This window comes from Marinobacter sp. G5_S1_61_S3, assembly GCF_054968585.1.
On the sequence record NZ_JBQKUK010000011.1, the window covers coordinates 112,759 to 139,140 of the forward strand.

Below are 26,382 nucleotides of genomic sequence, written 5' to 3' on the forward strand. Positions count from 1 at the left end.
TTGCTGGGAGCATACTGGTGAGACTGCAAAAAGAATGGTGTGTTTTGGGGCGAAACCACCTTGTTCGCCCCAAAACGGAACCTGGGCGAGAGGGTTCAGTGGGCTTCGTCCCAGTTATTACCGACGCCGGCCTCCACCAGTAAGGGTACATCCAGCGATGCTGCAGCAGACATCCGCTTCTCAAGGCCTTCGCGAATCTTGTCCACGGCGGATTCACGCACTTCCAGAATCAGTTCGTCGTGAACCTGCAGGATCATTCGGGCATCGTCCTGGTGATGTTCCTGTAGCCAGTCCTCAACGCTGACCATGGCCCGTTTGATAATGTCCGCGGCAGTCCCCTGCATGGGGGCATTGATGGCCGTACGCTCGGCGGCCTGTTGAAGCTGCTTGTTGCGGGCGTTGATTTCCGGCAGGTACAGGCGACGGCCGTAGAGCGTTTCCACGTATCCGTCGTCGTGGGCCTGTTTGCGAATTCTGTCCATGTATTTCAGCACGCCGGGATAGCGCTCGAAATAGCGGTCAATATACTCCTGTGCTTGGTTGCGGCCCACATCCAACTGGCGTCCAAGGCCAAAGGCGGACATGCCATAAATGAGTCCGAAGTTGATGGCCTTGGCGCTGCGGCGCTGGTCGCCGGAGACGTCGTCGACGGCCACGCCAAAGACTTCGGCAGCCGTCGCCCGGTGAATGTCCTCGCCCTTTTCGAATGCCTTGAGCAGTCCCTTGTCGCCCGACAGGTGCGCCATGATGCGCAGCTCAATCTGGGAGTAGTCCGCCGCCATCAGCTTGTAGCCCTCCGGGGCCACGAAAGCCTGGCGAATGCGCCGGCCCTGTTCGCTGCGGATGGGAATGTTCTGCAGGTTCGGCTCCGAGGACGACAGCCGGCCGGTGGCCGTTACCGCCTGGTGATAGGAGGTGTGAATCCGGCCAGTGCGATGGTGAATCAATTCCGGCAAGGTGTCGGTGTAGGTGGATTTCAGCTTGCTCAGGCTGCGGTGCTCAAGGATCAATCGGGGCAGGGTATGCTCGTGGGCCAGTTCCTGCAGCACCGGTTCCGCCGTGGAGGGCGCGCCTTTCGGGGTTTTCTTTACCACCGGCAGCCCCATCTTGTCGTAGAAAATGGCCTGTAGTTGCTTGGGAGAGCCCAGATTGAAGCTTTCGCCGGCTTCCTCGTGGGCTTCCTTCTCAAGCTCCGCCATACGCTCTGCCAGTTCCTGGCTGTGCTTGCGCAGCGTGCTGGCGCTGATCATCGCACCTCGTTGCTCCATACGGGACAGTACGGGCACCAGTGGCAGGTCGATGTTTTCATAGACGTCCCGCAGCCGGCCGGTTTTCTCCAGTTGCGGTCGCAGCGCCTGGTGCAGTCGAAGGGTGATATCGGCGTCTTCTGCCGCGTAGGGGCCAGCCTGCTCCAGATCAATCTGGTTGAAGGTCAGTTGCTTGGCGCCTTTGCCGGCGATGGATTCGAAAGTGATGGTCTGCTCGCCCAGGTATTGCCTGGCCAGCGAGTCCATGTCGTGACGAGACCCTACGGAATTGAGTACGTAGGACTCCAGCATGGTGTCTTCCGCAATGCCTTCCAGGTGGATGCCGTGGTTGGCCAGCACGTTCTTGTCGTATTTGAGGTTCTGGCCGAGCTTAGCTTTCTTCGGGTCTTCCAGCAGTGGTTTCAACTGGTTCAGCACTGTTTCCCGGTCCAGTTGTTCCGGGGCGCCCATATAATCGTGGCCAAATGGCACGTAGGCAGCCTCGCCGGGCTCAATGGCAAAGGACACACCAACGACATCGGCGTCCATATAACGCAGGCTGGTGGTCTCGGTATCAAAGGCGAACAGCGGTGCCTTGTTGAGGCGATCAATCCAGGTATCCAGCTCTGCCTGATCGGTCACTATTGTGTATGTTTTCTCTTTGCTGGCCGGATTGGCGCTGTTGTCGACGGCATCGTCCGCGCTTTTTTCATCGGCTGAGTCGCCGTTTTCGAGCTCGGCAATCCAGGATCGAAGCTCATATTCCCGGAACAGTTCCAGCAACTGACCGTCGTCCTGGGTCCTCAGCTTGAGGTCTTCCAGCCCGAACTCAAGATCCACGTCGGTTTTGATGGTGGCCAGTTGGCGACTGAGCGGCAGGGTTTCGATGGCTTCCCGAAGGTATTCGCCAATTTTGCCTTTGACCTCATCCGAGTGCTCGATGATGTTATCCAGGTTGTCCCACGCCTGTAGCCATTTAACGGCGGTTTTCGGGCCGCACTTGTTGACTCCGGGAATGTTGTCCACCTTGTCGCCCACCAGCGCCAGGTAGTCCACGATCTGCTCCGGGCCAATGCCGAATTTCTCGACCACGCCGTCGCGGTCCATGCGGGTATCCGTCATGGTGTTAATCAGGGTGACGTGATCGCTCACCAGCTGCGCCATGTCCTTGTCGCCGGTCGACACCACCACATCAATGCCCTTGCTGGTGGCTTCATGGGCCAGGGTGCCGATGACATCGTCGGCTTCCACGCCACTGACGATCAACAAGGGCAGGCCCATGGCCCGAACCATGTCGTGGATTGGCTGGATCTGCATGGCCAGGTCGTCCGGCATAGGCGGGCGGGTGGCCTTGTAGTCTTCGTACAGGTCGTTGCGAAAGGTCTTACCCTTGGCGTCGAACACCACCACCATTTTTGAGCCTGGAAAATCCTGTTCCAGCTTCCGGATCATGCTGATAACGCCCTTTATGGCGCCCGTGGGGTGGCTCTTGCTGGTCATCAGTGGCGGCAGGGCATGATAGGCGCGGAAGAGGTAGGAAGAGCCATCTACAAGAACTACCGGCGGAGTCTGCTGCTGTGTCATATCAAAACGGATCCGGATTCTGATTGAAGCGTTGATAGGCTTGTGCAACTCTGACATAAACGGGGTGCATTTCCCGTGTGTCAGCGTGATTATGCACGTCTCTAAACAGAACCGAAGAGTACCATGAAAATGAAACGTATCGCTTGCTCGGGTCTTGTGTTGGGTGTGCTCTGCGGGCCTTCAATGGCCCAGGAGGATGTCGATGTTGTACAGACACCCAGGGAGCCCCTGGTGGTGTCTGATTATCAGCCATCCGCTGACGGGGCGCAGATCGTGATTCGCCCGGGTGAGAACGAGGTGTTCTACGAATACCGGGTGAATGGTCAATTGGTGGAGATCAAAGTAGTGCCGGAAGTCGGTCCCGAATACTACCTCGTGCCAGCAGATGGTGGTGGCTGGATTCGTGAGAGCGAGACCGACATGCTGGTGCCCAGTTGGGTCATCTTCAGGTGGTAAATTTCTCGGATGCTACTCAGATCAGGTCGACGGTAACTGCGTCGGAGCGCTTGCTTTCCAGCCCGCTGTCGTCGAGGGCGGTAATGCTGAATTCATAGGCACCCGGCGGAAAATCCTCAAGCTGGTAGCGAGTGTCTTCGTCACCGGAAAGTGATATGACCTCGAAACTGTCTCTGTGCCGCAGGCGATAATAAATGCGATAGCCGCTGATGTCGCTGGCATAGAGGCGTGAGCCGTCTTCCCGGGTGAGCGGAGCGTCCCAGCGTAGTGTGGGAGGGGTGATCGACTCCTCGTCGGCCGGAACTCCAGTGTTGGATGTCTCTTCCTGTACCGGTTCAGGCTGCCCGAGGGTGTCCCGAATGGACGAAACGGCATCTCCCAGCCTTTGTTCAGATGCTTCGTTGGCTTGGCTTGAAGCGGCCCTTGATGCCCCGGAGTCTTCCTGGCATCCGGCCATGATGGCCAGTGCCATTCCGGCAACGACCATTTTCCAAAGCTGCCGATGGCCCGCAGCGTTCTGGCTGAGTCTTATACCTGGCATGGTGTTTCTCGCAATCCGTTTGTCAGCGCGTTATTGGTGCTGTTGTTACTGTAATGGGATACGTCAGAAGCGAGGCCTGAATAAAACGGGGAGACGGGCTTTCTCATTTCAAGGCGCAGAGCATGCCGAATCTTTAAAAAATCATCAAGTGAACTATCCGTAAATTCCGAGACTATCCTGTTCCCCCGTTGACAGATGGCGAATAGGGGGTGGTTTTAGTATGAACATTCTAATTTTTGACCGTAACCTTCGACATGTGATCAGAAGTCGGCATCGGTTTGCCGGCGATAACGATGCAGATTTTCAAACCACGCATCCACAATCTTAGGAGATTCATCATGGGTAAACTCAAGACCTATCAGGAACAGCTTCAGGACATCGTAGAGAAGGGCATCAACGCAGCTGAAGAGCAGCAGAAGAAGCTGGCTTCCAAGCCGTTCGAGTACGCTGAAAAGCTGGAAACCGAAGCCCGCGAGTACAGCGTAAAGACCCTGCGCACTCGTTACTATGGCTACAGTGAAAACCTGTTCGAGCAACTGCGCAGCCTGAACACCCGTTTCGGCAGCTTTGCGGCTGACCTGGTTGCCAAGCTGGAAAAAGAAGCGGCTGAAGGTGCAGATACCGTTGCCGACGCAGCGGACGAAGTGACCAGCGTCGCCCAGTCAACCAAGGCTACTGCGCAGGCCAAGAAGCCGGCTGCACGCAAAACCACAGCTCGCAAAAGCACCAGCACTGCCAAGAAGAGCCCCGCTACTGCCTGAGCGGCAACCGGAGTTCTTTGAAGCATAAAAAAGGTCACCGTGAGGTGACCTTTTTTGTGCCTGATTGTTCGAGTCGTGTGGTTTATTATTCTTCCAGGTCGTCCGGGTCCAGCGGAAGCGTTCTTTCCTCGCCTGTAATCTCTTCCAGCCGTTCGATATCGGCTTCGAAACGTTCCCGCAGGGCTTTTATATTGGCGTTCTGCGAGTTGATTTCCCGTTCGATGTCACGAATCTGGGCTTCCAGTCGCCGTATTTTTTCCAGTGTCGCTTCGGGGATGTCGCGACCGGATCGCTCCAGGTCTGCAGCCCGGCTCTGTTCGCTGTCCAGTTGGCTGACGATCACCGAAATGTTGCCTCGCTTGAGCTGATTCAGCCCCTGCAGCTCACGTATCTTGCGGTGCATGGCGCGCACGGCTTCGTCTGGGTGGCTGTAGCGCTCCAGAAGCTTGCGATCGAGCTCCCGCTGTCGTTCCGCTTCGGCCTGGCGTTTTTCCTCGGCTTCCCTGGCGGCAATTTCCTCTTCGGTGGGTTCCGGATCGATCGTTTCAATTACCCGACCGTTCTTGCTGAGAATGTCGTAGCCCCGTCTGGATGCTTCCTGGGGGATGGTACTGCTGATGACAATCTGACCGTTTTCATCGGTATAACGATACATCCTTGCCTCTACGATAGAGGCAGACATCAGCGCAGCCGCAGCAGATACAGCGATTGAAAACCTGGTCAGACGATTCATGGTGAGAGACTGGCGCTCCGCTTGAAACAATGTATGTCAGGAAGCATACCAAAAGCTGAACGATAAACCATGCCCGGATTCAGACTCCGTACTCGTCCCGATATGCGGCGACTTTGTCAGCATGTTCTGAAAAGCCGGGCCTGCTTTGCAGGTAGGCAAGCACCTGCTCAAGCTTGATAATACTGACCACAGGAATGCCGAACTCCTCTTTGACTTCCTGGATGGCGGAGAGTTCGCCAGCGCCTCGCTCCTGGCGATCCAGGGCAATGAGTACGCCTGCAGGCTCCGCCCCTGAGGTGCGGATCAGCTCCATGGATTCCCGGATAGCCGTGCCAGCGGTAATAACGTCATCAACAATCAGAACCTTGCCTTCCAGGGGGGCGCCCACGATATTGCCACCCTCGCCGTGATCCTTCTTTTCTTTTCGGTTGAAGGCGAATGGTTTGTTGTTACCCTCGGCGGCCAGGGCCATGGCGGTGACCGTCGCCAACGGTATGCCCTTATAGGCAGGCCCGAAAATAATGTCATAATCCAGCCCACTACGCTGGAGTGCTGCGGCATAGGCCTTGCTTAACTCAAGCAGATCCTCCCCGGTATTGAACAACCCCGCATTGAAGAAATAGGGGCTGGTGCGGCCGGATTTAAGCGTAAATTCTCCGAAACGGAGTACGTTACGGCGGATGGCGAACTCAATGAACTGTTGCTGATAGTCGTGCATGACAGGGCTTCTGGCGGGTTTGGATCTTTAATTAACGCGTAAAACCGGTATCATACACACAAACCGAATCAGGGAACACGTATGCGGGTAGTTACAATCAGCGTCAACGGTCTGGCCCAGGCTGTTGAAAAAGGTTTCTTTGAATGGCTAGCCAGGCAGGACGCTGACGTGGTTTGCGTTCAGGACCACCGCATGCGGGCTTACGAGGTCGAGGATTTCAACCTGATCCCGGACGGCTATGAGGCCTACTTTATTGATGGCGAGCGTAACGAGGATGGGGGCGTTGGTATCTATACCCGCCATTTCCCGAAGGCCATTATGTACGGTTTCGCCAATGAGCAGGCAGATCGCGAAGGCCGTTTCATTCAGGCGGATTTTGACAAGGTATCTGTCGCCTGCGTTCTCTCTCCCTGCGCACTTGGCCGCGAAGAAGAATTGATTGGCGAGGACGACCTGACGGTTCTGGATCACAAGGACGACTTCATGGAAGCCTTTGGCCTCCATATGCAGAAAACCCTGCGCAAGCGCCGTCAGTTTATTTTCTGCGCCAACCTGCAAACCGCCCATCACGTAACTGACGCCAGCCCGCTGTACCACAAACTGGATTTTTCCGGCTTCCTGCCCCATGAGCGGGCATGGCTGGACCGTTTGTTTGATGAAATGGGCTGTGTTGATGCATTCCGCGATATCAACAAGCAGAGCAACCAGTATACCTGGTGGCCCGAGCAGGCAGAGGGTTCCCGTAAGAGCGCAGGTATCCGGGTGGACTATCAGCTACTGACGCCGGGTATCCGCAAGACCATTCAGGATGGCTGGATTGACGACAGTACCCGTTTCTCCGATCACGCGCCGGTGATCATGGATTACGACATCGGAATCGGTTTCTAGGATTGGAGTAAGCGGTCTCGGGAAGATGGGCCTTCCCGGACACGCTACAAGCACATCCCTGTGCGCTCGACTCCGGCCGTCCCTGGCCGGAGACGGTCCGGGAAGGCCCATCTTCCCAAGCCCGCCGAACCTCGGAGTTAACGGCTACTGAGCCAAAGCCGCTTTCTGCGCCTCAAACAACTGTCCAATGCCCAGTTTCGCCAGCTTCAACATGCCGTCCAGTTCTTCCTGTTCAAACGGCGCACCCTCGGCAGTTCCCTGAATTTCAATGAAACCACCTTGATCCGTCATGATCACATTCATGTCGGTTTCGGCTTCGGAATCCTCCGGGTAATCCAGGTCCAATACCGGTGTGCCCTTGTAGACGCCCACGGAAAACGCCGCAATCATCTGCTTCAGCGGCGATTTTTTCAGCCGGCCTTCTTTCACCAGATGGTTCAGCGCATCCACAAGCGCCACGCAGCCACCGGTAATCGCAGCGGTGCGGGTGCCACCGTCGGCCTGGATGACGTCACAGTCGATGGTGATGGAATGCTCGCCAAGAGCGCTCAGATCAACCGCTGCACGCAATGAACGGCCGATCAGTCGCTGGATTTCCACGGTGCGGCCGCCCTGCTTGCCGCGAGCAGCTTCCCGCCCCATACGGCTGCCGGTAGAGCGGGGCAGCATGCCATACTCGGCGGTTATCCAGCCTTTGCCTTCGCCCCGCAGGAAAGGGGGGACCTTGTTTTCAACAGAGGCGGTGCAGATCACCTTGGTGTCGCCAAATTCCACCAGCACGGAGCCCTCAGCGTGGCGGGTGTAGTGACGGGTGATGCGAATGTCTCGGGATTGTTCCGGCGTTCTTCCGCTCGGTCTCATAATTGTTCCTGGTATCAGTGGTGAGTGTCCGGGGTGAATCCCCGGTCGATTGCAAAGTCGAAAGATTGCGGAGTATAACACGCAGTCTGTGGCGTCTGTTCGATGTTGGAGCGGCCAGCCTGCTAAACTTGAAATCTGCTTCTTCGCAAACGTGGAGTCACCATGATCAGAAGTATGACGGCCTTCGCCCGCCAGGATACCCAGGAAGACTGGGGAACGCTCACCTGTGAAATTCGCACGGTTAACCACCGGTACCTGGAGCCGTCCTTTCGCTTGCCCGAAGCGCTCCGGGAGCTGGAGAACAGTTTCCGTGAGCAACTGCGCAAGCAATTGCGGCGCGGCAAGGTAGACGTGGCCATTCGTCTTCAGGCCAATGAATCGGCAACCCAGGGCTTCGAGATCGACGAAGATGTGGCAAACGCTGTCAATGAGGCGGCCAACCACATCAACAGGATGCTGGACAACCCGGCCCACATTAGCGCACTGGATATACTCCGTTGGCCGGGAGTGCTGGCCTCCACTGAACAGGATTTTGGCCCCGCCAGGAAAGCGGCTGGCGAACTATTCGAGCGTACTGTGAGTGAATTGGTGACGGTCAGGGAGCGGGAAGGTGAACGCCTGCGGCCGCTGTTTGAAGACAGGCTCACCACCATGGGTGAGCGGGTGACTGAGGTTCGGGAGCGAATGCCGGAACTGATTCGTGCCCAGGAAGAGCATCTGAAAAACCGCTTTGAGCAGGCGAAGGTGGAGCTTGACCCGGATCGCGTGGCCCAGGAAATGGTGATGCTGGCCCAGAAAAGCGATGTCGCCGAAGAGCTGGATCGCTTGGAAGCCCATATCACCGAGGTGTCGGACACTCTGCAGTCCGACGATGCCATCGGTCGCCGTTTGGATTTCCTGATGCAGGAGCTCAACCGCGAGGCCAATACGCTCAGCAGCAAAAGCATCGATGCCCGGGTGACAAGGGCAGCGGTTGACCTGAAAGTGTTGATAGAGCAAATGCGGGAGCAGGTCCAGAACCTGGAGTAACCTCACTTGGATGCGGGGGCGGCGCAAACGCCGTATAATTCCGCCCTCGTTATTGTGGTGGCGCCGGGGTTGTTCCGCGCCAACTGAAAGCCCGTCAATGCCCGGAGTTGTTAGTCCCATGAGCCAGGAATCAGAACAAGGCACGCTGTATGTGATTTCCGCCCCCTCGGGAGCCGGTAAGACCAGCCTGGTGGCTCAAATGCTGAAGCAGGACGAAAAGCTGGGTGTTTCCGTGTCCCATACAACCCGGCCTATGCGGAAGGGGGAGCAGGATGGCGTCAACTATCACTTTGTCACCCGGGAGGCCTTCGAGGCGATGATCAGCCGGGGCGACTTCCTGGAGCATGCGGATGTCTTCGGGAACTACTACGGCACCTCCCAGGTCTGGGTGAAGCAAACACTGGCCACGGGTCAGGATGTAATCCTGGAAATTGATTGGCAGGGTGCGGAGCAGGTCCGCCACCTGATGCCAGACTGTGTCAGCATCTTCATCGTGCCACCGTCTCCGGAGGCCTTGAAAGACCGCCTGACTGGCCGGGGCACAGACGCACCGGAGGTGGTGGCGCGTCGCCTCAATGAGGCGGCGGATGAATGCAGCCACGCGGTGGAATTCGATTATCTGGTGGTTAACGATGATTTCGACACTGCGCTGGACGACCTGCTGGCGATTGTTCGTTGCCATCGTCTGCGCATGCAGGCCCAGCAGGTCAGGCATTCCGGGCTGTTGGTCAGGCTGTCCGAGCGCCATTGATCGGCGCACATTGCCTGTATACAAATTGAACCGGCCGCAGTAAACTACGCGGTCTGCTGAAATCAGTCATTTTGCTATTGTCGGGGAAGTTATGGCACGAGTTACCGTTGAAGATTGCCTTGAACACGTTGATAACCGCTTCCAGCTGGTTATGCTGGCCACCAAGCGTGCCCGCCAGATCGCAACCAAAGGTTTCGAGCCGCTGGTCGCCGAAGAGAACGACAAGCCTACCGTTATCGCCCTGCGTGAAATCGCGGAAGGCAAGATCTCCCGCGATCTCCTCACTGAGGATGACGACGAATAAGGTTGAATGTGGCCGAAGACGGGAATATTTTCTGGTTACCCGTCCAAAGCATTGAAATCTGTTCTTGCGGTTTTATAGTGTATCTATAGGCATGACTGGAAGAACGTCGGAAGGACCCGAATGCTTGCATTCGGGTTTTTTTATCCCTGGCATTTATGATCCCCACGGAGGCGCGGTGTCGGCAGAGGCAACGGTTGATGTGCTGGCCAATGAACTCAGCACGTATCTTGATACCAATCGCATCAATCAGGTGCGAAGAGCCTACTATTATGCCGAACAGGCCCACGAAGGGCAGATGCGCAAAAGCGGCGATCGCTATATTACCCATCCCCTGGCGGTTGCTCGAATCCTTGCTGGCCTGAAACTGGATCACCAGAGCCTGATGGCGGCCATGCTCCACGATGTCATCGAAGATACCGGCATCCCCAAGGATGCGCTGTCGGAGCAGTTTGGCGAGGATGTGGCTGAACTCGTAGACGGCGTCAGCAAGCTCACTCAGATTGAGTTCCGTTCCCGCGCCGAGGCCCAGGCCGAAAACTTCCAGAAAATGACGCTTGCCATGGCACGGGATATCCGCGTGATCCTGGTCAAACTGGCGGATCGCCTGCACAACATGCGCACCCTGGGCCCGATGCCTTATGAGAAGCGTCAGCGCATCGCCAACGAAACCCTGGATATCTACGCCCCGATTGCCAATCGCCTGGGTATGCACTCCATTTGCACCGAACTGGAAGATCTGGGGTTCTCTTCACTGTACCCGATGCGGTCAAAGTACATTTCCAAGGCGGTCGCAAAGCTTCGGGGCAGCCACCGGGAAATCATTGACGATATCCGTGGCAAATTGCAGGAGAAACTGGAAGAGCGAAGCCTGCCCGGCCGCATCCTGGGCCGGGAAAAGCATTTGAACAGCATCTACAACAAGATGAAGTTCAAGCAGAAATCCTTCCACGAAATCATGGATGTGTACGCGTTCCGCATCATCACCGACACCGAGGACGACTGCTATCGCATCCTCGGCGCCGTACACAGCCTCTACAAGCCGCTGCCGGGCCGTTTCAAGGACTACATTGCCATGCCCAAGGCCAATGGCTATCAGTCCCTGCACACCACTCTGTTCGGCATGCATGTGAATATTGAAATCCAGATCCGCACCGAGGAAATGGAGCACATCGCCAACAACGGTATTGCGGCCCACTGGATGTACAAGAACGAGCCCTCCAGTGTGACCAGCGTCAACCAGACACGGGTGGACCGTTGGGTGAAGGGCCTGATGGAGATGCGTGAGCGCGCGGACGACTCCCTGGAATTCATCGAACACGTGAAAGTCGACCTGTTCCCGGACGAGATCTACGTGTTCACGCCCAAGGGCAAAATCATGGAATTGCCCAGCGGAGCGACCCCCGTCGACTTTGCTTACGCCATCCATACGGACATCGGTAATGCCTGCGTGGCCTGCCGTATCAACCGCAACCTCGGATCCCTGAGCCAGCCGCTGCAAAGTGGCCAGACCGTTGAAATCATTACCGCACCCGGAGCACGGCCTAATCCCGCCTGGCTCAGTTTCGTGGTAACCGGTAAGGCTCGCAGCAGTATTCGTCATGTGCTCAAGAACCAGAAGCGTGCCGAATCCCTGGACCTGGGCAAAACCCTGTTGAAGAAATCCCTCAAAGGGTTTGGTACCAGCCTGTCCGAGATCAACGAGCATCAGATCCAGGCGGTGGTCCGCCACAACCAGGTGGACAGTTTCGAGGATCTGGTCAGCGATATTGGTCTGGGCAATCGCATGGCTTATCTCGTGGCGCGCCAGTTGGTCAGCGGCAGTACAGACGATGAGGCATCGGACGTGGCATCCGCGACAATCATGGACAAGGCCGATAACAGCCCGGTTACCATTCGTGGCACCGAAGGCTTGCTGGTTCGGTTTGCCAGCTGTTGCAAGCCGATTCCAGGTGACCCGGTGGTCGGTGCCATGGACTCGGGCAATGGCATGGTGATCCACTCGGATACCTGCTCACGGTTGCCAGAGGACGATGAAGGCAGGGCGCGCCTCACTCATTTGAAGTGGGCCAAGGACATTGCCAACGAGTTCTCCGTTGAACTTCGAGTGGAGCTTGAGCGCCAGCGTGGGGTCATTGCAGAGCTTGCCAACGCGGTTGCCATGGCGGATGGCAATATCGAGCGCATCAACGTGGAAGAGCAGAACGCCAAGCTGGGCATTGTCAGCCTTGTGGTGCATGTGAACGGTCGCCGGCATCTTGCCAGGGTGATGCGGCGGATCAGGAATATTCGCGCTGTTACCCACATCAACCGGGTAAGGCACTGACGCAACCGTGGTGCAACGGGCCAGAGCCGCGACGTTTGGCCTGTTGACACGCCTGCCACCCAAAGGTGAGGATTGGCGTTTTGATAAAGAGGACCCCAAGGTCATGACCAACAAATCCATAATACAGACTGATAACGCGCCACAGGCCATCGGCACATACTCCCAGGCAGTGAAAGCCGGGGACACCGTGTACCTGTCGGGGCAGATTCCGCTGGTGCCGGAAACCATGGAAGTGGTCGCGGGTGATTTCGCCGCCAAGACCCGCCAGGTGTTCGAAAACCTTAAAGCCGTCTGCGAGGCCAGTGGCGGCGAGCTCAAGGATATCGTTAAGCTCAACATCTACATGACGGATCTGAGCAACTTTGCGACGGTGAACGAAATCATGGCCACCTATTTTCAGGAGCCGTACCCGGCGCGTGCCGCCGTGGGTGTCGCGGCGTTGCCCAAGGGTGTCCCGGTTGAGATGGAAGCGGTGATGGTGCTGAGCTGATACTCGTTCAAGCAAACACCGAAGGCGGCCCATGGGCCGCCTTTTTCGTTGGTAGGGGGCTCGCCAGGACTACCGGGTTTTTTCGGTAATCATCTCCTGGTAGCCCACCCGGAAGTCCGGATAGCGGAAATGGAAACCAGAGTCCAGCAGCCGCTGGTTGTTGCAGCGTTTGCTCCCTGCGCGACCACCCTGGCGGGCGTCGGGGCCAGGCTTGGCACAGGGTAGTTGTTCACGCACCCACGCCACCACCTCATCCAGTCGCACAGGCTCGCAATCACTGGCAAGGTAGCAGTCTTCAAGTGGTTGGCCGGCGAGTGCCCGCTCCACGATATGGCAGGTGGCCGCGGCCGCATCCGCTTCGTGGATACGATTGCTGTAGGGGCCGGGAGAGGTCGGGTTCATGTTGCCGTTCATCACGGCATCGAGGAAGCGCGCCCGCGACGGGCCGTAGATGCCACTGAAACGGATTACGGTTGCCGGACTACCGCTCTCCAGGGCGACCCTCTCACCCGCGAGTATCGCCTGGCCACTGTATCGGGTGGGGTCGGTTGGGCTGGTCTCATCCACCCAGGAATCGTCGTCCTGAGCGTAGACACTGCTGCTACCGATAAACACCAGCCGCGTGAGCTGGCGCCCGTCCAGTGCGTCGATCAGGTTCCGCAGGCCCTTTACGTAGGCATTGTGATAGCCCTCGTTGTCGTAGCTTGCTGGCGTGAGGCAATAAACCACAATGTCGAGGTTGTCCGGCAGTACTGAACGCACCTGCTCCGGCACCATGAGGTCCGCCCCCAGCGCCTGGATGCCCTCCGGGACCTTGTCCGGACTGCGCCGTAGGCCGTATACCTGCGCCGTTCCGGTAAGCTGAGAGGCAATGGCGCCACCGAGCTTGCCACAGCCCGCAACCAGTATTCTTGGCGTTTGTTGGTGCTCAGTGATTGCCATAGACAATATCAATCCTTATGCTTTGGCTAATAAATTAACGGAACGTTTGTACGATCCCTGACCTGGACGAATTCTGACCGGAGCCCGCCATGACTCTGACCGAGTTAAGATACGTTGTTACCCTTGCCCGGGAAAGGCATTTTGGCCGTGCCGCCGAGCGCTGTCATGTCAGTCAGCCGACCTTGAGTGTGGCCGTCAAGAAACTGGAGGACGAACTCGGTATACCCTTGTTTGAGCGTAGCAAAAACAGTATCCGGGTCACCGAAACGGGCAAGCGTATCATCGACCAGGCCCAACGGGTCCTGGATCAGGTGGGTGTTATCCGTGACATGGCTCAGGATGGCAAGAACCAGCTCAATGCCCCCCTTAAGGTGGGTGCCATCTACACCATCGGCCCCTACCTGTTCCCACACCTGCTGCCGGAGCTGCGCCGCGCGGCGCCTGACATGCCGCTCTACATTGAGGAAAACTACACCGCCACACTGCGGCAGAAACTGCGCCAGTCAGAACTGGACGCCATCATCATCGCACTGCCGTTTGAAGAGCCGGAGGTCGTTACCCTGCCGCTCTACGACGAGCCTTTCGTGGTGCTGCTGCCGGGAGGTCATCCACTGACCAAGCGTGACAGCCTGACCGCCGAGGAGTTGGCGAAGGAACAGTTGCTGCTGCTTGGCCCCGGCCACTGTTTCCGTGACCAGGTGCTGGAATCCTGCCCGCCGTTGGTGGATGCGGTCACCCGTAATCCGAGTGCTGCGGCGCCGTCACTGGTGACTGAAGGCAGCTCTCTGGAGACCATACGTCACATGGTCGCCTCTGGTTTGGGTATCACCGTTTTGCCTTTGTCCGCTGCAACGGCGATGCAGTATGACGAGAGCATACTTGCGGTCAGGCCTTTTGCGGCGCCAGTACCCTATCGCACGGTGGCGTTGGCCTGGCGGGTCACTTTCCCACGACCAAAGGCGATTGATGTGCTGTCGCTGGCGGCCAGCCAGTGTCGGGTAATTGAGAAAGCGAAGATTGAAACCCCGGCTGCGGCCGCAACCGCCTGAGCCAGGCCATGATGTCACTGGACGACATTGCCGTTACCACCCTGAAGGGCGTCGGTAATGCCCTGGCCGACAAGCTGTCGAAGCTGGGCATCCGTTCGCTGCAGGATTTGCTGTTCCATCTTCCCCATCGATACGAGGATCGCACACGCATTGTCTCCATGGGCAACCTGCGCATTGGCGACGTCGGGGTGGTGGAAGGCGAGGTGATGAAAACCGATCTGGTGATGGGCCGGCGCCGAAGCCTGCAGGTGACCCTGAAGGATCACAGTGGCTTCGTGGTCATGCGTTTCTTCCATTTCAATGCCGCCCAGAAGAACCAACTCACGGAAGGCGCGAGGGTGCGTTGTTTCGGCGAAGTTCGGCCGGGGCGGGCCGGTTACGAATTCTACCACCCTGAATACCAGGTCAATCCGCCGCCGATGCCCGCGCAGGGTGAGGCCACGCTAACGCCCGTTTATCCCCTGACAGAAGGCATTCAGCAGCCGCGAGTGCGCGCTCTGTGCCAGCAGGCGCTGGGCTACCTCAAACGTTACCCGATCCGTGACTGGTTGCCGGAAGAACTGCTCGCCAGTTACCAGTTGCCGGGTATCACCGAAGCGGTCGAGCTGGTGCATTCGCCGCCGGCCAATGCGCCGGTTCATCTGTTGATGGAGGGGCGGCACCCGGCCCAACAGCGACTGGTTATGGAAGAGCTGCTGGCCCACCAGCTAAGCCTTTTGCAGGTACGGCAACAGGTTCAGGCCCGGGAAGCGCTGCCGTTACTGCCAACCGGTGATCTGCCGGAACGTTTTCTTGATCTGCTTCCGTTCAGCCTTACCGGGGCACAGCGACAGGTTATGACCGAGATCCGCCAGGATCTCAGCCAGCCGGTACCCATGTTGCGGTTGGTGCAGGGAGACGTGGGGTCTGGTAAAACCGTGGTGGCGGCGCTGGCAGCACTGCAGACCATTGGTGCTGGCGCCCAGGTGGCGCTGATGGCGCCCACGGAAATACTGGCGGAACAGCACTACCAGAATTTCCGCGGCTGGCTGGAGCCGCTTGGCATCCAGTTGGCGTGGCTGTCGGGAAAGATTAAGGGCAAGGCACGAAAGGAAACTCTGGAGGCCGTTGGCAGTGGCGAAGCCACCGTGGTGATAGGTACCCATGCCCTGTTCCAGGAAGATGTTGCGTTCAGTCGCCTGGCACTGGTGATTGTGGACGAACAACACCGTTTTGGCGTGCATCAGCGGCTGGCCCTGCGGGAGAAGGGCGTCGGCGGCACCATGGCGCCACACCAGTTGATTATGACAGCGACCCCGATTCCGCGTACGCTGGCCATGAGCGCCTATGCGGACCTGGATACGTCGGTGATTGATGAGCTGCCCCCCGGCCGCAAGCCTATCGAAACCATCGCCATTCCCGACAGCCGGCGTGACGATGTGACCGATAGGGTACGAAAGGCCTGCAAGGAAGGCCGGCAGGCATACTGGGTGTGCACGCTGATTGAGGAGTCAGAAGCGCTGCAGTGCCAGGCGGCGGAAGTGACTGCGCAGGAGCTGGCGGAACGTCTGCCAGATCTGAAGGTGGGGCTTGTTCATGGTCGCCTCAAGGCGGCCGAAAAAGCAGCGGTCATGGAACAGTTCAAGAACGGCGAGCTCGACCTTCTGGTCGCGACCACCGTAATTGAAGTGGGGGTGGATGTGCCCAATGCCTCGCTGATTATCATCGAGAATCCGGAGCGCCTGGGCCTGGCGCAGTTGCACCAGTTGCGGGGCAGGGTTGGCCGGGGCGAAGAGGCCAGTTTTTGCGTGTTGATGTACCATCCACCATTATCGCTGAATGGCAAGGCGCGTTTGCAGGCCCTGCGCGACAGTCAGGACGGTTTTGTGATTGCCGAGAAAGACCTGGAAATACGCGGGCCAGGAGAAGTGTTAGGCACCCGCCAGACCGGTATGATGCAGTTCCGGCTGGCAGACTTTGAACGGGACAAGGGCTGGATCGAGCCAATCCGTGAAATGGCGCCGCCGCTGATGAAGCAGCCGGCGTTGGTGAACGGTTTGATTCGCCGTTGGTTGGGGGAACGAATTCGTTACGGCGACGTGTAACTGCGCCGCGCCGGTAGAAAAAATCGTGTGAAAACCCACCTGATGTCAAAGTTGGGTCGCTGTTTGTGCCCTATACTGAGTGAAACCAATGTGTCCAACGGGGCACCGTCTACATTTTGGGAGAAACTTATGGAGCTACCTGTCGTAGTCAGGCAGGCGTTGGGTGAGTCTGCTGCCGGCGTTTCCCTTAGGGATGTGAGCCAGGCCCGGGACGACGAACTGTTGCGAATGGTGTTGCTCACGGATGAGGAGGGGAATCTCCAGGCCATTTGCCGCGAGGGTGACCTGCTCGATATCAGTGCCCTGAACAAACAATTGGGGCGAGATCTGCGGGTGATGAAGCGACGGGAGCAGGTCCGGGTTCGTGAGCGCTCTGGCCTGACCGAGCTGCCCGCCTTACCGTCTCTGACCGGCTGGCCCACGATTGTGGACGCGCGGGTGGATGAGTTGGCGTCCGTGGCATTGGTCCTGGGCGAGCAGAATCTTTGTATGGTCATGCCCGGCGACGAGTTCCGGGGAATCACCGTCGCGGCCGACCGCCATTCGTTTTCGGTGGCGCGGGATACCATTGCCGTGAATCTCAACAGCCCGGAAAAAGACCGGGACCAGCTGCATTCCGCCATTCGACGGTTTACCTCGCTGCGCATTCAGCAGCGCCTGGAAGACACTCTTGAGTTGCCTCCTCTACCCGAGACCGCCCAGCGCATTATTCACCTGCGGGTGAACCCCAATGCTGTGATGGGGGATCTGGTGGATGTCGTGGAAAGTGACCCCAGCCTGGCGGCTCAGGTGGTCAGTTGGGCGTCCTCGTCCTTTTATGCGGCGGCGGGGCAGGTGCGTTCTGTGCACGACGCGGTCTCTCGGATTCTGGGCTTCGACCTGGTGATGAACCTAGCCATGGGCCTGTCTCTGGGGCGTGCCCTGAAGCAGCCCCAGGATCATCCGGAAGGCTATGTGGATTACTGGCAACAGGCGATATGGCAGGCTCAGTCGGCCGGTATCCTGGCCAGCATGATGCCTCGTGGCGAACGTCCTATCTTTGGTCTTGCGTACCTGGGGGGGTTGTTGCACAACTTTGGCTACCTGGTGCTGGCACAGGTGTTTCCTCCCCATTTCAAGTTGGTGTGCCGGTCGCTGGAAGCCAACCCCCATCTCGACTCCTCAATGATTGAGCATTATCTGCTGGGCGTGACCCGGGAGCAGATTGCGGCGGAACTGATGCAGAACTGGGGTATGCCCGACGAGGTCTGTCTGGCAATCCGAAACCAGAAGAATCCTGGTTACGACGGCCCTCACGCGGTATACAGCAAACTGCTCTGGCTGAGTCGGCAACTGCTGACCAAGCGCGGTGTTGCGTTGGGTGCGGGGGAAGAGGTGTCGGACGCGTTCTACGAATCGCTCGGTCTGAACAGGGAAAAGGTGGAAGCGCAGTTTGATGAACTGGTAGGAAACAAGGACAGCATTATGGCGATGGCGGGGATGATGAATCAGTAGGTCCTCTCTACCGCCAAACCTCTCTAGTTTAGCCCCGCAAAAAAGCCGGCCCGAAGGCCGGCAAGCTCACCCGCTTGTTGCAGATCAAACCAAACGTGTTCAGGAGAAAACAACGTGAGCAGTTGCAGGGTCGGTAGTGGCAACGTGCTTTTTTAAACTTAGCCAATATGGAGTGAAATAAAAGCTGGCTACGTTGGTGTTTGGTGAATGAGCCGGGCGTCATAATTTCGTGACATCTGAAGAGATTGATTTGTAAAGCTAATCAAACCTTCAGTGATGAAATTCGATTACAAACTGTTACAAAATACTGGAGCGTCAGACTCATATTGGTAAGGGTCAGGCCTGGAACGGATGGTGTCGAATGGCCGTTGCGGCGCGGCGAATGGCGTCGGCGTGCTCCTTTTCGACTGCCAGGCGCTCGCGGTCCATCTTTTCCACGAAGCGGGCATCTGTTTCCTGGCGGGCGCGATGGGTCGGCATGTGCTGGATCTGCTCATGCACTTCCTGGAACACCCGGAAAGGAGACTGGTCCAGCAACTCCGGTGCCACGTGGTCCAATAGGCCCTTGATTCGCAGACAGGCTTCGGAGTATTCAACCTGATTCTCTTCCACCGCCATGGCCAATACCCGGATACTTTCAATCATGCTGTCGCGGCGTTCCTTCTGGAAAGACTCTGCTTTCTCCTGCCGCCTCCTGCTGTCCTGCAGGGCACGGGACTGGCGGCCGATAAACGCGACAAGCAGCGCGATGGCCAGCAGGCCGGCAATAATCAGTGTCCATTGAAGCCACGGCGGCATAGAAGTCTCCCTTGAGAATGTCAGGCCTGTTTACGCTGGCGGTCCGCACGCCAGACTTTTACAGACACGGTCTGCCCATTAAGTACGGACGTGCCAACAAGCGGATCAATCTCCTGATCGCTCAACACGTCGTTTATGCTGGCGCCAGCGTGGGCAACCGCCACACTCTGCCCGGTACCCTTCCGATGGTGGCCCCAGCCATGGGGTACTGAAACCACGCCCGCCATCACATCCTCGGTGATCTCCACCGGCAATACGATCTGCCCGGAGGTGGAGCCAATCTCGGCGGAATCACCAGCCTGAAGGCCACAGCGAGCAGCATCTTTCGGATGGATCATCAGGGTACAGCGGTCTTTGCCTTTCACCAACCGCTGGCTGTTGTGCATCCAGGAATTATTGCTGCGAACGTGCCGGCGCCCGATCAGTAGCAGACCGTCGGAGGCCGGTGCCGTGAGTAAGGCATGGAGCCGCCCCAGATCCTGTAAGTAGCGGCGTGGGGCGAGGTTTACCTTGCCGTCGCGGGTAAACAACCTGCCGGGCATGCATGGGCGAAGTGGCCCGAGATCCACACCGTTGGGTAGTTCCTTAAGGGCGCTGATGGACAGCCCCTTGGGCAGGTCCTGCCAGTGGCGGTTCAGTGGGCTCATTTTTGCCAGACCCCGCAGGGGATGGCGCTCCGGAAGTATATCCATCACCAGGTCGATGGCGGGCTGGACCAGGCCGCGTGCAGGACCGATGTCGGTTCCGTAGGGCCCGGCCCGCAACATAAGATCAAGGATCGGGTCCGGCCCGATCTGTTTGAACGCACGCCAACCCATCTCGGAACGCAGGGGCAGGCGGCCACCTTTTCGCTTCTTCTCCAGACGGTGGGCCAGTTCCAGCAGTATCTGCCAGTCGTGGCGGGCGTCTTTGCCCGCATCGAACAGGGCAGGGCTGTATTTGGCGGTGTTGCGAACGGCAAACATGTTGAAGATCAGGTCGTAGTGGCTGCGTTCAAGCCCGGCGGTGGGAGGCAGTATGACGTCCGCATGACGGGTGGTTTCATTGAGGTAGTAATCCACCGACACCATGAAATCGAGGCCGCCGAAGGCCTCGTCGAGCCGTCCACCGTTGGGGCTTGAAAGCACCGGGTTGCCCGCCACCGTCACGAATGCCCGTATCTGGCCCTCGCCCGGCGTGAGAATCTCATCGGCAATGGTGCTTGAAGGGTATTCGCCGGCAAACTCAGGCAGTTTTTTCACCCGGCTGAACCGCTTGCCGAAATGGCCCTTCTGGCCGGACATGCCACCGAGTGCGATCAGATCAATCGCGGGTTGCGTGAACATCATGCCGCCAGTGCTGTCCAGCTTCCCGGTCAGGATATTGAGCACGTAGGCAAGCCAGGTCGCAACGCCGCCAAAGGCCTGGGTACTGGTGCCCATGCGAGTGTACAGCGCAGCCCTCGGTGTTGTGGCCAGTTGCCGCGCGAGGTTGCGGATATCAGCAGCCGGCATGCCCGTCTGTTCGCTGACGGCTTCGGGGGTGAAGCCCATTGCGGCCAGCCGGACCAAGTCTACGTCTTTCGTCCATTGTTCTGCATGGCCGAGGTTCACCAGGTCTTCTTCAAACAGGGTGTGCACCATGGCCATTAACAGCAGGGCATCGGTGCCAGGGCGAATGAAGTGGAACTCGTCGGCCAGTTTGCCGGTCTCTGTGCGGCGTGGGTCCACGACCACCATCCTGCCGCCACGGCCCTTGAGTGCCTTGAGTCGCCCACGGAAGTCCGGCACGGTCATCAGGCTGCCGTTGGAGGCCATCGGATTGGCGCCAATGCAGATGAACAGGTCGGTGCGGTCGATGTCCGGTATCGGGAAGAGAATCTGGTGCCCGAACATTTCCAGGCTGGCCAGCATGTGGGGCAATTGGTCGTTGGAGGTGGCGGAGAACCGGTTCTGGGTACCCAGGGCCCGGAGGAATGGCATGGTAGCCACCAGCGAGCCGTGATTGTGTACGTTGGGGTTGCCGAGGTAAGCGCCAATACTGTTGCGGCCGTGCTCTTTGCGTACCCGGTGCAGTCGGCTGGCCACCAGGTCAAAGGCTTCGTCCCACTCCATTTCCTGCCAGCCGTCGGTGGTGCGCCGTACCGGTTTGCGCAGGCGCTCCGGGTCTTCGTGGAGGTCCTGGAGGGCGACGGCCTTGGGGCAGATGTGGCCATGGCTCAGCGGATCGTCCTCGTCGCCCTTGATGGAGGCGACGTGGCCATCCCTGACCTCGATGGCCACGCCGCACATGGCTTCACACAGATGGCAGGTACGGTAGTGGGTGCCGTTTTCCATGGGGTCTCTCCAAACTGGTTGTTATTGTTCTGAGCATGGCCAAGCAGGGACGGTATTCCGAAACACGCTTTGAATACGTCCCTGTAACGCTCGGGCTCCGCCATCCATGGCTCCGCACGGTTTCGGAACACCGTCCCCGCTTGGCCCCGGACTTCGGAGTTGGTTTCAACAGGCAACCAGATTAGCAGGAAACGCAGGAGAGTGGAAAACCGGTTTATGGCCTTTCCGGCCACAAAAAAGGCCAGCCCGAGGGCTGGCCATAAGTAGCGGAGCCTGAAGTTAGTACTCTGCTGGAATTTCCTTGATGGGGTTGGACAGGAAGTTCAGGTAAACGCCGCCAGCTGGAATTTCCAGAGGAATGTTCCCCAAGCTTTCTATGTTGACTGTCAGCGGCACACGATTGGTGTTTCTTTGCTCTATTTGCATCCTGCCATCATCAAAGAAATTGATGTCGCCTTTCAGTTCAAGAGTGAACGGTTTGCTGTACAGGTCGTGTGGTCCGCCAATGGGTGGTTCCAGCAGCGGGGCGTCGAGCTGAAGGCGGGCTTCGGTTCTGAACTCGGTCTGGCCATCATCATTCTCGACAATAACGCCTTCCACCAAGCCTTGTGGATTGTCCTCGGAAGTTTCCGTGTTGTATCGCATCCGAAGGATCTGTGGGCCTGTCGGTTCTTCCAGCGTGATTAAGCCGATAATCCGCAGGTAAACCGAGGTAGAGGTTGTCGCGAGCATGGTTGGGTATAAGAGTACCCTTACACCGGTCTGCTCTCCTGAGTCCGGATCGATGTAGGGGCCGATAACCTCTGTATTCAGTCCATAGGTCTGATAGATGAATTTATTCTCTGGGCATTCATCACCGTTGGTCGGGCACCCGACTCTTGCCGGAGTGGACATTAGCAGTATTGTTGCGTTGCCTGCTGATTTCAGTTTTGCGGCATTGGCGGACGGCAGGAACTCGCTGGCATCGTTTGGATCCACTTCATGATCGAATGGCTCCAGGCAGTCCTGGGAACCCAGCGCGTCGCAGTCAACCACATAGTTCGAGTTTGTATCCCGAATCGGCAGGTTCCGTAAGGGAGTGAATACTGTATCTAGCGCTTCACCACCTCGGAAGTAAATGTCCATATTTGGCCCGCCAACATCTTCAGGGTTTACCAGGAGATCGGTTTGCAGGGCAAGGCCGTTGGCACCGCAGATGAAATCCTCGGTTCCGGTCTGGCATTGGCCTCCGGAAGTGGATTTCATGCGATAACGATACAGGCTATCGATTTCCCAGGGCTCGTCCGGGTAAAACCGAATCCGTTGATTGTTCTTCTCCAGCCGGCCGGATACCGCTTCAATTGCAGCGCCGCTCTCGTCCACTCTCTCAACCACAAACGTCTCGCCGCTGCGGATGGAGTCCAGATCCATGGACTGGGAGAACACGACCACGATGGGGCGGTCCGTAGGCATGGTAGTTACCGGCAACTCGTCCCCGCGAGGACCATTAGGTGCGTTATCCACACACTGCCCATGGCTATCTTGGCTTAGGTTGACCCCGGTGGTGACGCATGGGTAACCGGGATAGGTTGTCAGCGCCAGAGGTGACCTCTGTGGGACTGAACCGCCGCCAATGTCAGGGAGGGCGAAGCTGAGGTTCTGCGGTGTGACACCATTGCCTGCAAGGTCGGTCAACGCGTTGCCAATCTGCACGGTGTAATCAACACCATGCTCCAGGCCTCCGACCGGGTTCAGTACCAGGGCGGTTCCGTCGAGTTTGGCGTCCAGTGTGTTGTCGCCAACCGTCAGCGGTGTGCCTGCCGCGTCCAGCACAATGCCATCGGCGATGGTATCGGCGTCCAGCGGTTCGTCAAAATTCAGTACGATCGGGTCGCCAGGGCGCTGCATCTGATCACGATCACCCGGGAAGGCATCGTCCGGTCCTGGCATCCAGCTCACTAACTGTGGGCCGGTGTTGTCCGCCAGTTCTTCGTCCCGTTGTTCGGCGGCATCCAGTGCGGACTCGGAATCCGTCGCGGCTTCGATGCGAAACGCAATGGTGGCATCGGTGAATTCCTGGCCCAGCAGGTTGGGTTCCACCATGCCGATGGCGTCGATGGTCAGAACGCCGTCTTCCACGATCGCGATGCCGGTCAGCTCCACCCCAAGCAGGTCCTGGGATAACGAAGCATTGGGCTGCGCCTCTTCCGTGTTCATGGCAACATCCATGAACAGTTTGACGTGGCGCGGCGCGTTCATGTTATCCGTGTAGGGGTTTGGCATCAGGTAACCGGTGGCGTCCGACAACATGGTCACCTTGATGTCACCGGTTTTCTGGATGTTTCCGGTTGCCGGATCTATAACCGGTACCTCACCGTTGACACGGACATCCAGGCTGCTGCTGGTCAGCACGCTGCCTTTCGGAACTCGCAGTGGCAGGGGCTCATCCGCCGTAAATGCCGGTGCGTAAGCGAGCTCTGCAAACAGATCGCCGGTTTGCTGGGACGGCCCGGCATTGCCCTGCAGTACGGAGTTCAGAGTAATTCCGTTGATGATTTGCCCGTTTAGCCGAGACTTGCGGGTGTTCTCAGCACTCTCGCCGGCGTTCAGACCGGAATCCACCACTTGCTGGGACAGAACAACGGTTGGGCCGGTGTCGCGTGGGGTGATAGTTTCGCTGAAGTCGTCCAGCGTGCCGCCATGGAGACTCGGCAGGTTGTGGACTGACACGGTGTAGGTCTTGCCCGAGGTGAGTATGTCCTCCTCGCGGCCACAGCGCTCTTTCGAGTCTGCAAGGCAGGGGTCGATGGTGATGTCCCGGCCTTTCACAAGAACGGTGGCCGGCACCACGTTCGCGTTGCTGTCAGTGATTTCAATGACACCACCGAGTGCCTTCCAGTCCGGGTGTACGGTCTGGGTCATTTGCAGTCGGAACGTTGAGAAGTTCATGGGCTGGAATACATTGCCCCCGGAGGGAATCATTTCCGCAACTGTGAACTCGGGGCTCAGGTTGTCCAGCCCGGCGATGCCGCTGAATGCACCCCGTGTTGAAAACTGCACGCCCTCCGGGCCAAAAGCATTGGGGGTCGGAATCGTACGGCCGCCTTCTGCCTGCAATACCTCGGTAAACTCAATGGTGTAGTCGGCGCCCGGGCTGAGTTCGCCCTGTGGCGACAATGTCAGACTGCGCCCACCATCCACGCTTTCGGCCGTGAAGCTCAGGTCGGTGCTACCATCGGTGATGCGGATTTTGCTGGCAACATCGTTGTCAGACAGCGCATGGGAGAAGCGCAGCACCATGTCGGCCTTGGGGCTAACGTTGCTCTGGCCATCCGCCGGGTAGGAGTAAACCACTTCTCCCGGAGTTGTGGGCTCGTCGATGGTCTGATCATCACCCCCGCCGCATGCTGCCAGGAACATCGCGGGAATCAGTGCCAATGTATTGTTGTGTTTCATGGCAAACCTCTCCTCAGAACTTCAGGGTGATGGAGCCGCTGATAACGTGAACGTCACCGTCGGCGGTTGCCTGCTGTTCGTTACCGTCATAGTCGACGATGGTGAAATCCCGGTCCTGCAGCTGCTGATATTGGTAACCGATATCCAACCGTACCGGGTAGGCCAGCACACGGGTGCGTTCATAGGTTGCACTGATGCCTAGCCCGGCCACGATCTTGTCGGTGTCCAGATAGTTCAGCTCCGGGTTGCGGGTGGTTTTGAGGGGAGACTCCTCATACGCCAGCCCGCCCCGGACGGCAAAATGACGGCTGAGCTGGTATTCAGCGCCGATGCGAGGCACCAGGATGTCATCAAAACGGATGCGATTGGCTGCGCTGACATTCTCCTGATCCTTGATTGTATCGCCGGCGAACTCGTCTTCCAGCTCAGACCAGTTCTGCTGCTCAATGCTGCCGCCGATGCGCCAGCCGTCACCCTTGTACTGGGTGCCGATGGCAAAGGTTTCCGGTTGGAAGGAATCGATAGTAGCCACCGCGAGGCTCAGGCCCGGGTCGGGGATGGTCTGTGTAACGATAATGTTGGAGTCTACAGACGTCGAAGCGGATGACTTGGTGCGATAGGTGATCGCGCTTTCCCAGCCGTCGAGGAAACAGTCACTGTCCGGACAGAAAGTATCGCCCCACTTGATGGTGGTGCCAAGGATGGACTTCAGCGAGGGCTCGGCGTTAACCGCCAGTCGCTCGCGGCTGGTTTCACCGCCAAGTGTTGAAACGGCATCCAGTTGAGCGGCTGCTTCCAGAGTGACACGCACCGAAAAACCGCCTGAGATGCCCCGCCAGAGGGGGGTGGCACCACCAATGTTCAGGAATAGGGGTTCCTTGCCATATTGCAGGTACTGCCCGGTTTCGGAGGTTTCCGAGGAGAATGCCAGCATTTCCTTACCATACTTCTCAACGCCTGCGATGAAGCCCAGGTAAATCGGGTGATCGAAGCGGGTCAGGGACGCCAGGTTGGTTTTCATACCGATCAGGACGTGCTGGCTCGGCGAATCCGAAATGATATCGCCGTCTGCATCGGAACGGCTGGAGCGCAATTCCTGCTCCGCGTGAAGGATGCCGCCGGTCAGCTCGCCACGCTCGTCACTGGTCAGATAGGACGGATTGTAATAGGTGGCTGACACATGCTCGTTGAACATCGACAGGGACTGTGCGGTAGCCACGTCCACGGGCATCACGCCATAGGTTGTACCGATATTGCCCATACTGGCAGAGGCATTCAATGAAAAACCGGCCGAGGCGGCTGCAACGGCGAGTGTCATCGCACGCAGGGAAAAGCGGGAGGTTGAAACCATGAAACACACTCCATTTGTTTGTCTTTGTTATGGACCTTTGCCGTGCCCCCGGAGTCGGGTAACAGGGCTGGCAATTATTGTTGGTACATTTGTTCGAAAAGCAGTGTAGTGCTCTTGTCTTATCGGGACGTTGGCTTCTTTGACAGCTTTTGGTGTCGAAACGACCACCCTCTAGTTAAAGATGGTTTAAAAATGAAGGAAATACAGAGTCTTATCAGGCCGGAAGGT

General features: G+C 57.9%; 21 protein-coding genes. 11 read left to right on the top strand and 10 right to left on the bottom strand.

Annotated elements, in window-relative coordinates; all coding sequences use genetic code 11:
* Positions 1-95: 95 nt before the first annotated feature.
* Positions 96-2,831, bottom strand: coding sequence for a DNA polymerase I (polA, locus tag ACTRWH_RS12650; protein ID WP_228210354.1), 2,736 nt, complete (start codon positions 2,829-2,831; stop codon positions 96-98).
* 129 nt (positions 2,832-2,960) lie between these two features.
* Here polA and ACTRWH_RS12655 point away from each other — a divergent pair, with 129 nt between their 5' ends.
* Complete coding sequence (locus ACTRWH_RS12655; RefSeq protein WP_036205605.1) at positions 2,961-3,287, top strand: DUF2782 domain-containing protein; 327 nt, start codon at positions 2,961-2,963, stop codon at positions 3,285-3,287.
* 16 nt (positions 3,288-3,303) lie between these two features.
* Here the strand turns inward: ACTRWH_RS12655 and ACTRWH_RS12660 are convergent, their stop codons facing one another.
* Positions 3,304-3,828 (bottom strand): fibronectin type III domain-containing protein, encoded by a 525-nt coding sequence (locus ACTRWH_RS12660; RefSeq protein ID WP_051946545.1) that lies wholly within the window; start codon positions 3,826-3,828, stop codon positions 3,304-3,306.
* Positions 3,829-4,166: 338 nt separating this feature from the next.
* Between ACTRWH_RS12660 and ACTRWH_RS12665 the strand changes: the two genes are divergently transcribed.
* Positions 4,167-4,589 (top strand): hypothetical protein, encoded by a 423-nt coding sequence (locus tag ACTRWH_RS12665; protein WP_075195031.1) that lies wholly within the window; start codon positions 4,167-4,169, stop codon positions 4,587-4,589.
* Positions 4,590-4,674: 85 nt separating this feature from the next.
* On the opposite strand, the gene ACTRWH_RS12670 is transcribed toward ACTRWH_RS12665, so the two are convergent.
* Together ACTRWH_RS12670 and pyrE are read right to left on the bottom strand one after the other, a co-directional pair.
* Positions 4,675-5,322: a DUF4124 domain-containing protein gene (locus tag ACTRWH_RS12670; RefSeq protein ID WP_036203157.1), complete on the bottom strand. Its 648-nt coding sequence runs from the start codon at positions 5,320-5,322 to the stop codon at positions 4,675-4,677.
* 79 nt (positions 5,323-5,401) lie between these two features.
* Positions 5,402-6,040 carry an orotate phosphoribosyltransferase gene (pyrE, locus tag ACTRWH_RS12675; protein WP_075195032.1) on the bottom strand — a complete coding sequence of 213 codons (639 nt, stop codon included), beginning with the start codon at positions 6,038-6,040 and terminating at the stop codon, positions 5,402-5,404.
* Positions 6,041-6,121: 81 nt separating this feature from the next.
* Between pyrE and ACTRWH_RS12680 the strand changes: the two genes are divergently transcribed.
* A complete protein-coding gene (locus ACTRWH_RS12680; RefSeq protein WP_036203162.1) occupies positions 6,122-6,928 on the top strand; it encodes an exodeoxyribonuclease III in 807 nt (268 codons plus the stop codon).
* 144 nt (positions 6,929-7,072) lie between these two features.
* Here the strand turns inward: ACTRWH_RS12680 and rph are convergent, their stop codons facing one another.
* Positions 7,073-7,789: a ribonuclease PH gene (gene rph / locus ACTRWH_RS12685; protein WP_085681672.1), complete on the bottom strand. Its 717-nt coding sequence runs from the start codon at positions 7,787-7,789 to the stop codon at positions 7,073-7,075.
* Between the two features lie 162 nt (positions 7,790-7,951).
* On the opposite strand from rph, the gene ACTRWH_RS12690 reads away from it, so the two are divergent.
* The 5 genes from ACTRWH_RS12690 (at position 7,952) to ACTRWH_RS12710 (ending at position 12,686) form a co-directional block, all read left to right on the top strand.
* Positions 7,952-8,818, top strand: coding sequence for a YicC/YloC family endoribonuclease (locus ACTRWH_RS12690; RefSeq protein ID WP_036203167.1), 867 nt, complete (start codon positions 7,952-7,954; stop codon positions 8,816-8,818).
* Between the two features lie 118 nt (positions 8,819-8,936).
* Positions 8,937-9,569, top strand: a complete 633-nt coding sequence (gmk, locus tag ACTRWH_RS12695) for a guanylate kinase (RefSeq protein WP_036203170.1) — start codon at positions 8,937-8,939, stop codon at positions 9,567-9,569.
* 91 nt (positions 9,570-9,660) lie between these two features.
* Positions 9,661-9,873, top strand: coding sequence for a DNA-directed RNA polymerase subunit omega (rpoZ, locus tag ACTRWH_RS12700; protein WP_036203173.1), 213 nt, complete (start codon positions 9,661-9,663; stop codon positions 9,871-9,873).
* Between the two features lie 175 nt (positions 9,874-10,048).
* Entirely contained in the window at positions 10,049-12,196 is a 2,148-nt protein-coding gene (locus tag ACTRWH_RS12705; protein ID WP_091642245.1) for a RelA/SpoT family protein, read from the top strand.
* Positions 12,197-12,299: 103 nt separating this feature from the next.
* Positions 12,300-12,686 (top strand): RidA family protein, encoded by a 387-nt coding sequence (locus ACTRWH_RS12710; RefSeq protein WP_127402106.1) that lies wholly within the window; start codon positions 12,300-12,302, stop codon positions 12,684-12,686.
* 69 nt (positions 12,687-12,755) lie between these two features.
* Here the strand turns inward: ACTRWH_RS12710 and ACTRWH_RS12715 are convergent, their stop codons facing one another.
* Positions 12,756-13,628, bottom strand: coding sequence for an NAD-dependent epimerase/dehydratase family protein (locus tag ACTRWH_RS12715; RefSeq protein WP_127402105.1), 873 nt, complete (start codon positions 13,626-13,628; stop codon positions 12,756-12,758).
* Between the two features lie 89 nt (positions 13,629-13,717).
* Between ACTRWH_RS12715 and ACTRWH_RS12720 the strand changes: the two genes are divergently transcribed.
* The 3 genes from ACTRWH_RS12720 (at position 13,718) to ACTRWH_RS12730 (ending at position 18,255) form a co-directional block, all read left to right on the top strand.
* The gene (locus ACTRWH_RS12720) at positions 13,718-14,677 is read left to right on the top strand and encodes a hydrogen peroxide-inducible genes activator (protein WP_041332640.1); all 960 of its coding nucleotides are present in this window, start codon (positions 13,718-13,720) and stop codon (positions 14,675-14,677) included.
* Between the two features lie 8 nt (positions 14,678-14,685).
* Complete coding sequence (gene recG, locus ACTRWH_RS12725) at positions 14,686-16,761, top strand: ATP-dependent DNA helicase RecG (RefSeq protein WP_091642248.1); 2,076 nt, start codon at positions 14,686-14,688, stop codon at positions 16,759-16,761.
* 129 nt (positions 16,762-16,890) lie between these two features.
* The gene (locus ACTRWH_RS12730) at positions 16,891-18,255 is read left to right on the top strand and encodes an HDOD domain-containing protein (protein WP_036203187.1); all 1,365 of its coding nucleotides are present in this window, start codon (positions 16,891-16,893) and stop codon (positions 18,253-18,255) included.
* Positions 18,256-18,591: 336 nt separating this feature from the next.
* Here the strand turns inward: ACTRWH_RS12730 and ACTRWH_RS12735 are convergent, their stop codons facing one another.
* The 4 genes from ACTRWH_RS12735 to aupA form a co-directional block, all read right to left on the bottom strand.
* Positions 18,592-19,053 carry a DUF2489 domain-containing protein gene (locus ACTRWH_RS12735; RefSeq protein ID WP_036203189.1) on the bottom strand — a complete coding sequence of 154 codons (462 nt, stop codon included), beginning with the start codon at positions 19,051-19,053 and terminating at the stop codon, positions 18,592-18,594.
* Between the two features lie 20 nt (positions 19,054-19,073).
* The gene (locus ACTRWH_RS12740) at positions 19,074-21,368 is read right to left on the bottom strand and encodes a molybdopterin-dependent oxidoreductase (RefSeq protein WP_350035459.1); all 2,295 of its coding nucleotides are present in this window, start codon (positions 21,366-21,368) and stop codon (positions 19,074-19,076) included.
* A gap of 279 nt (positions 21,369-21,647) precedes the next feature.
* On the bottom strand, positions 21,648-24,803 hold the full coding sequence (locus tag ACTRWH_RS12745; protein WP_462826469.1) for an Ig-like domain-containing protein: 3,156 nt from the start codon (positions 24,801-24,803) through the stop codon (positions 21,648-21,650).
* A gap of 13 nt (positions 24,804-24,816) precedes the next feature.
* Positions 24,817-26,154: an alkane uptake protein AupA gene (gene aupA / locus ACTRWH_RS12750; protein WP_041332641.1), complete on the bottom strand. Its 1,338-nt coding sequence runs from the start codon at positions 26,152-26,154 to the stop codon at positions 24,817-24,819.
* Between the last annotated feature and the right edge of the window lie 228 nt (positions 26,155-26,382).

Excerpts from the sequence above, each read along its gene's own strand:
- aupA (WP_041332641.1), bottom strand. The coding sequence starts at position 26,154 with ATGGTTTCAACCTCCCGCTTTTCCCTGCGTGCGATGACACTCGCCGTT.
- ACTRWH_RS12680 (WP_036203162.1), top strand. The coding sequence starts at position 6,122 with ATGCGGGTAGTTACAATCAGCGTCAACGGTCTGGCCCAGGCTGTTGAA.
- ACTRWH_RS12735 (WP_036203189.1), bottom strand. The coding sequence starts at position 19,053 with ATGCCGCCGTGGCTTCAATGGACACTGATTATTGCCGGCCTGCTGGCC.
- gmk (WP_036203170.1), top strand. The coding sequence starts at position 8,937 with ATGAGCCAGGAATCAGAACAAGGCACGCTGTATGTGATTTCCGCCCCC.
- ACTRWH_RS12660 (WP_051946545.1), bottom strand. The coding sequence starts at position 3,828 with ATGCCAGGTATAAGACTCAGCCAGAACGCTGCGGGCCATCGGCAGCTT.
- recG (WP_091642248.1), top strand. The coding sequence starts at position 14,686 with ATGATGTCACTGGACGACATTGCCGTTACCACCCTGAAGGGCGTCGGT.
- ACTRWH_RS12720 (WP_041332640.1), top strand. The coding sequence starts at position 13,718 with ATGACTCTGACCGAGTTAAGATACGTTGTTACCCTTGCCCGGGAAAGG.
- ACTRWH_RS12745 (WP_462826469.1), bottom strand. The coding sequence starts at position 24,803 with ATGAAACACAACAATACATTGGCACTGATTCCCGCGATGTTCCTGGCA.
- ACTRWH_RS12670 (WP_036203157.1), bottom strand. The coding sequence starts at position 5,322 with ATGAATCGTCTGACCAGGTTTTCAATCGCTGTATCTGCTGCGGCTGCG.
- ACTRWH_RS12710 (WP_127402106.1), top strand. The coding sequence starts at position 12,300 with ATGACCAACAAATCCATAATACAGACTGATAACGCGCCACAGGCCATC.
- ACTRWH_RS12665 (WP_075195031.1), top strand. The coding sequence starts at position 4,167 with ATGGGTAAACTCAAGACCTATCAGGAACAGCTTCAGGACATCGTAGAG.
- rpoZ (WP_036203173.1), top strand. The coding sequence starts at position 9,661 with ATGGCACGAGTTACCGTTGAAGATTGCCTTGAACACGTTGATAACCGC.
- ACTRWH_RS12730 (WP_036203187.1), top strand. The coding sequence starts at position 16,891 with ATGGAGCTACCTGTCGTAGTCAGGCAGGCGTTGGGTGAGTCTGCTGCC.
- ACTRWH_RS12715 (WP_127402105.1), bottom strand. The coding sequence starts at position 13,628 with ATGGCAATCACTGAGCACCAACAAACGCCAAGAATACTGGTTGCGGGC.
- polA (WP_228210354.1), bottom strand. The coding sequence starts at position 2,831 with ATGACACAGCAGCAGACTCCGCCGGTAGTTCTTGTAGATGGCTCTTCC.
- rph (WP_085681672.1), bottom strand. The coding sequence starts at position 7,789 with ATGAGACCGAGCGGAAGAACGCCGGAACAATCCCGAGACATTCGCATC.
- pyrE (WP_075195032.1), bottom strand. The coding sequence starts at position 6,040 with ATGCACGACTATCAGCAACAGTTCATTGAGTTCGCCATCCGCCGTAAC.
- ACTRWH_RS12655 (WP_036205605.1), top strand. The coding sequence starts at position 2,961 with ATGAAACGTATCGCTTGCTCGGGTCTTGTGTTGGGTGTGCTCTGCGGG.
- ACTRWH_RS12690 (WP_036203167.1), top strand. The coding sequence starts at position 7,952 with ATGATCAGAAGTATGACGGCCTTCGCCCGCCAGGATACCCAGGAAGAC.
- ACTRWH_RS12740 (WP_350035459.1), bottom strand. The coding sequence starts at position 21,368 with ATGGAAAACGGCACCCACTACCGTACCTGCCATCTGTGTGAAGCCATG.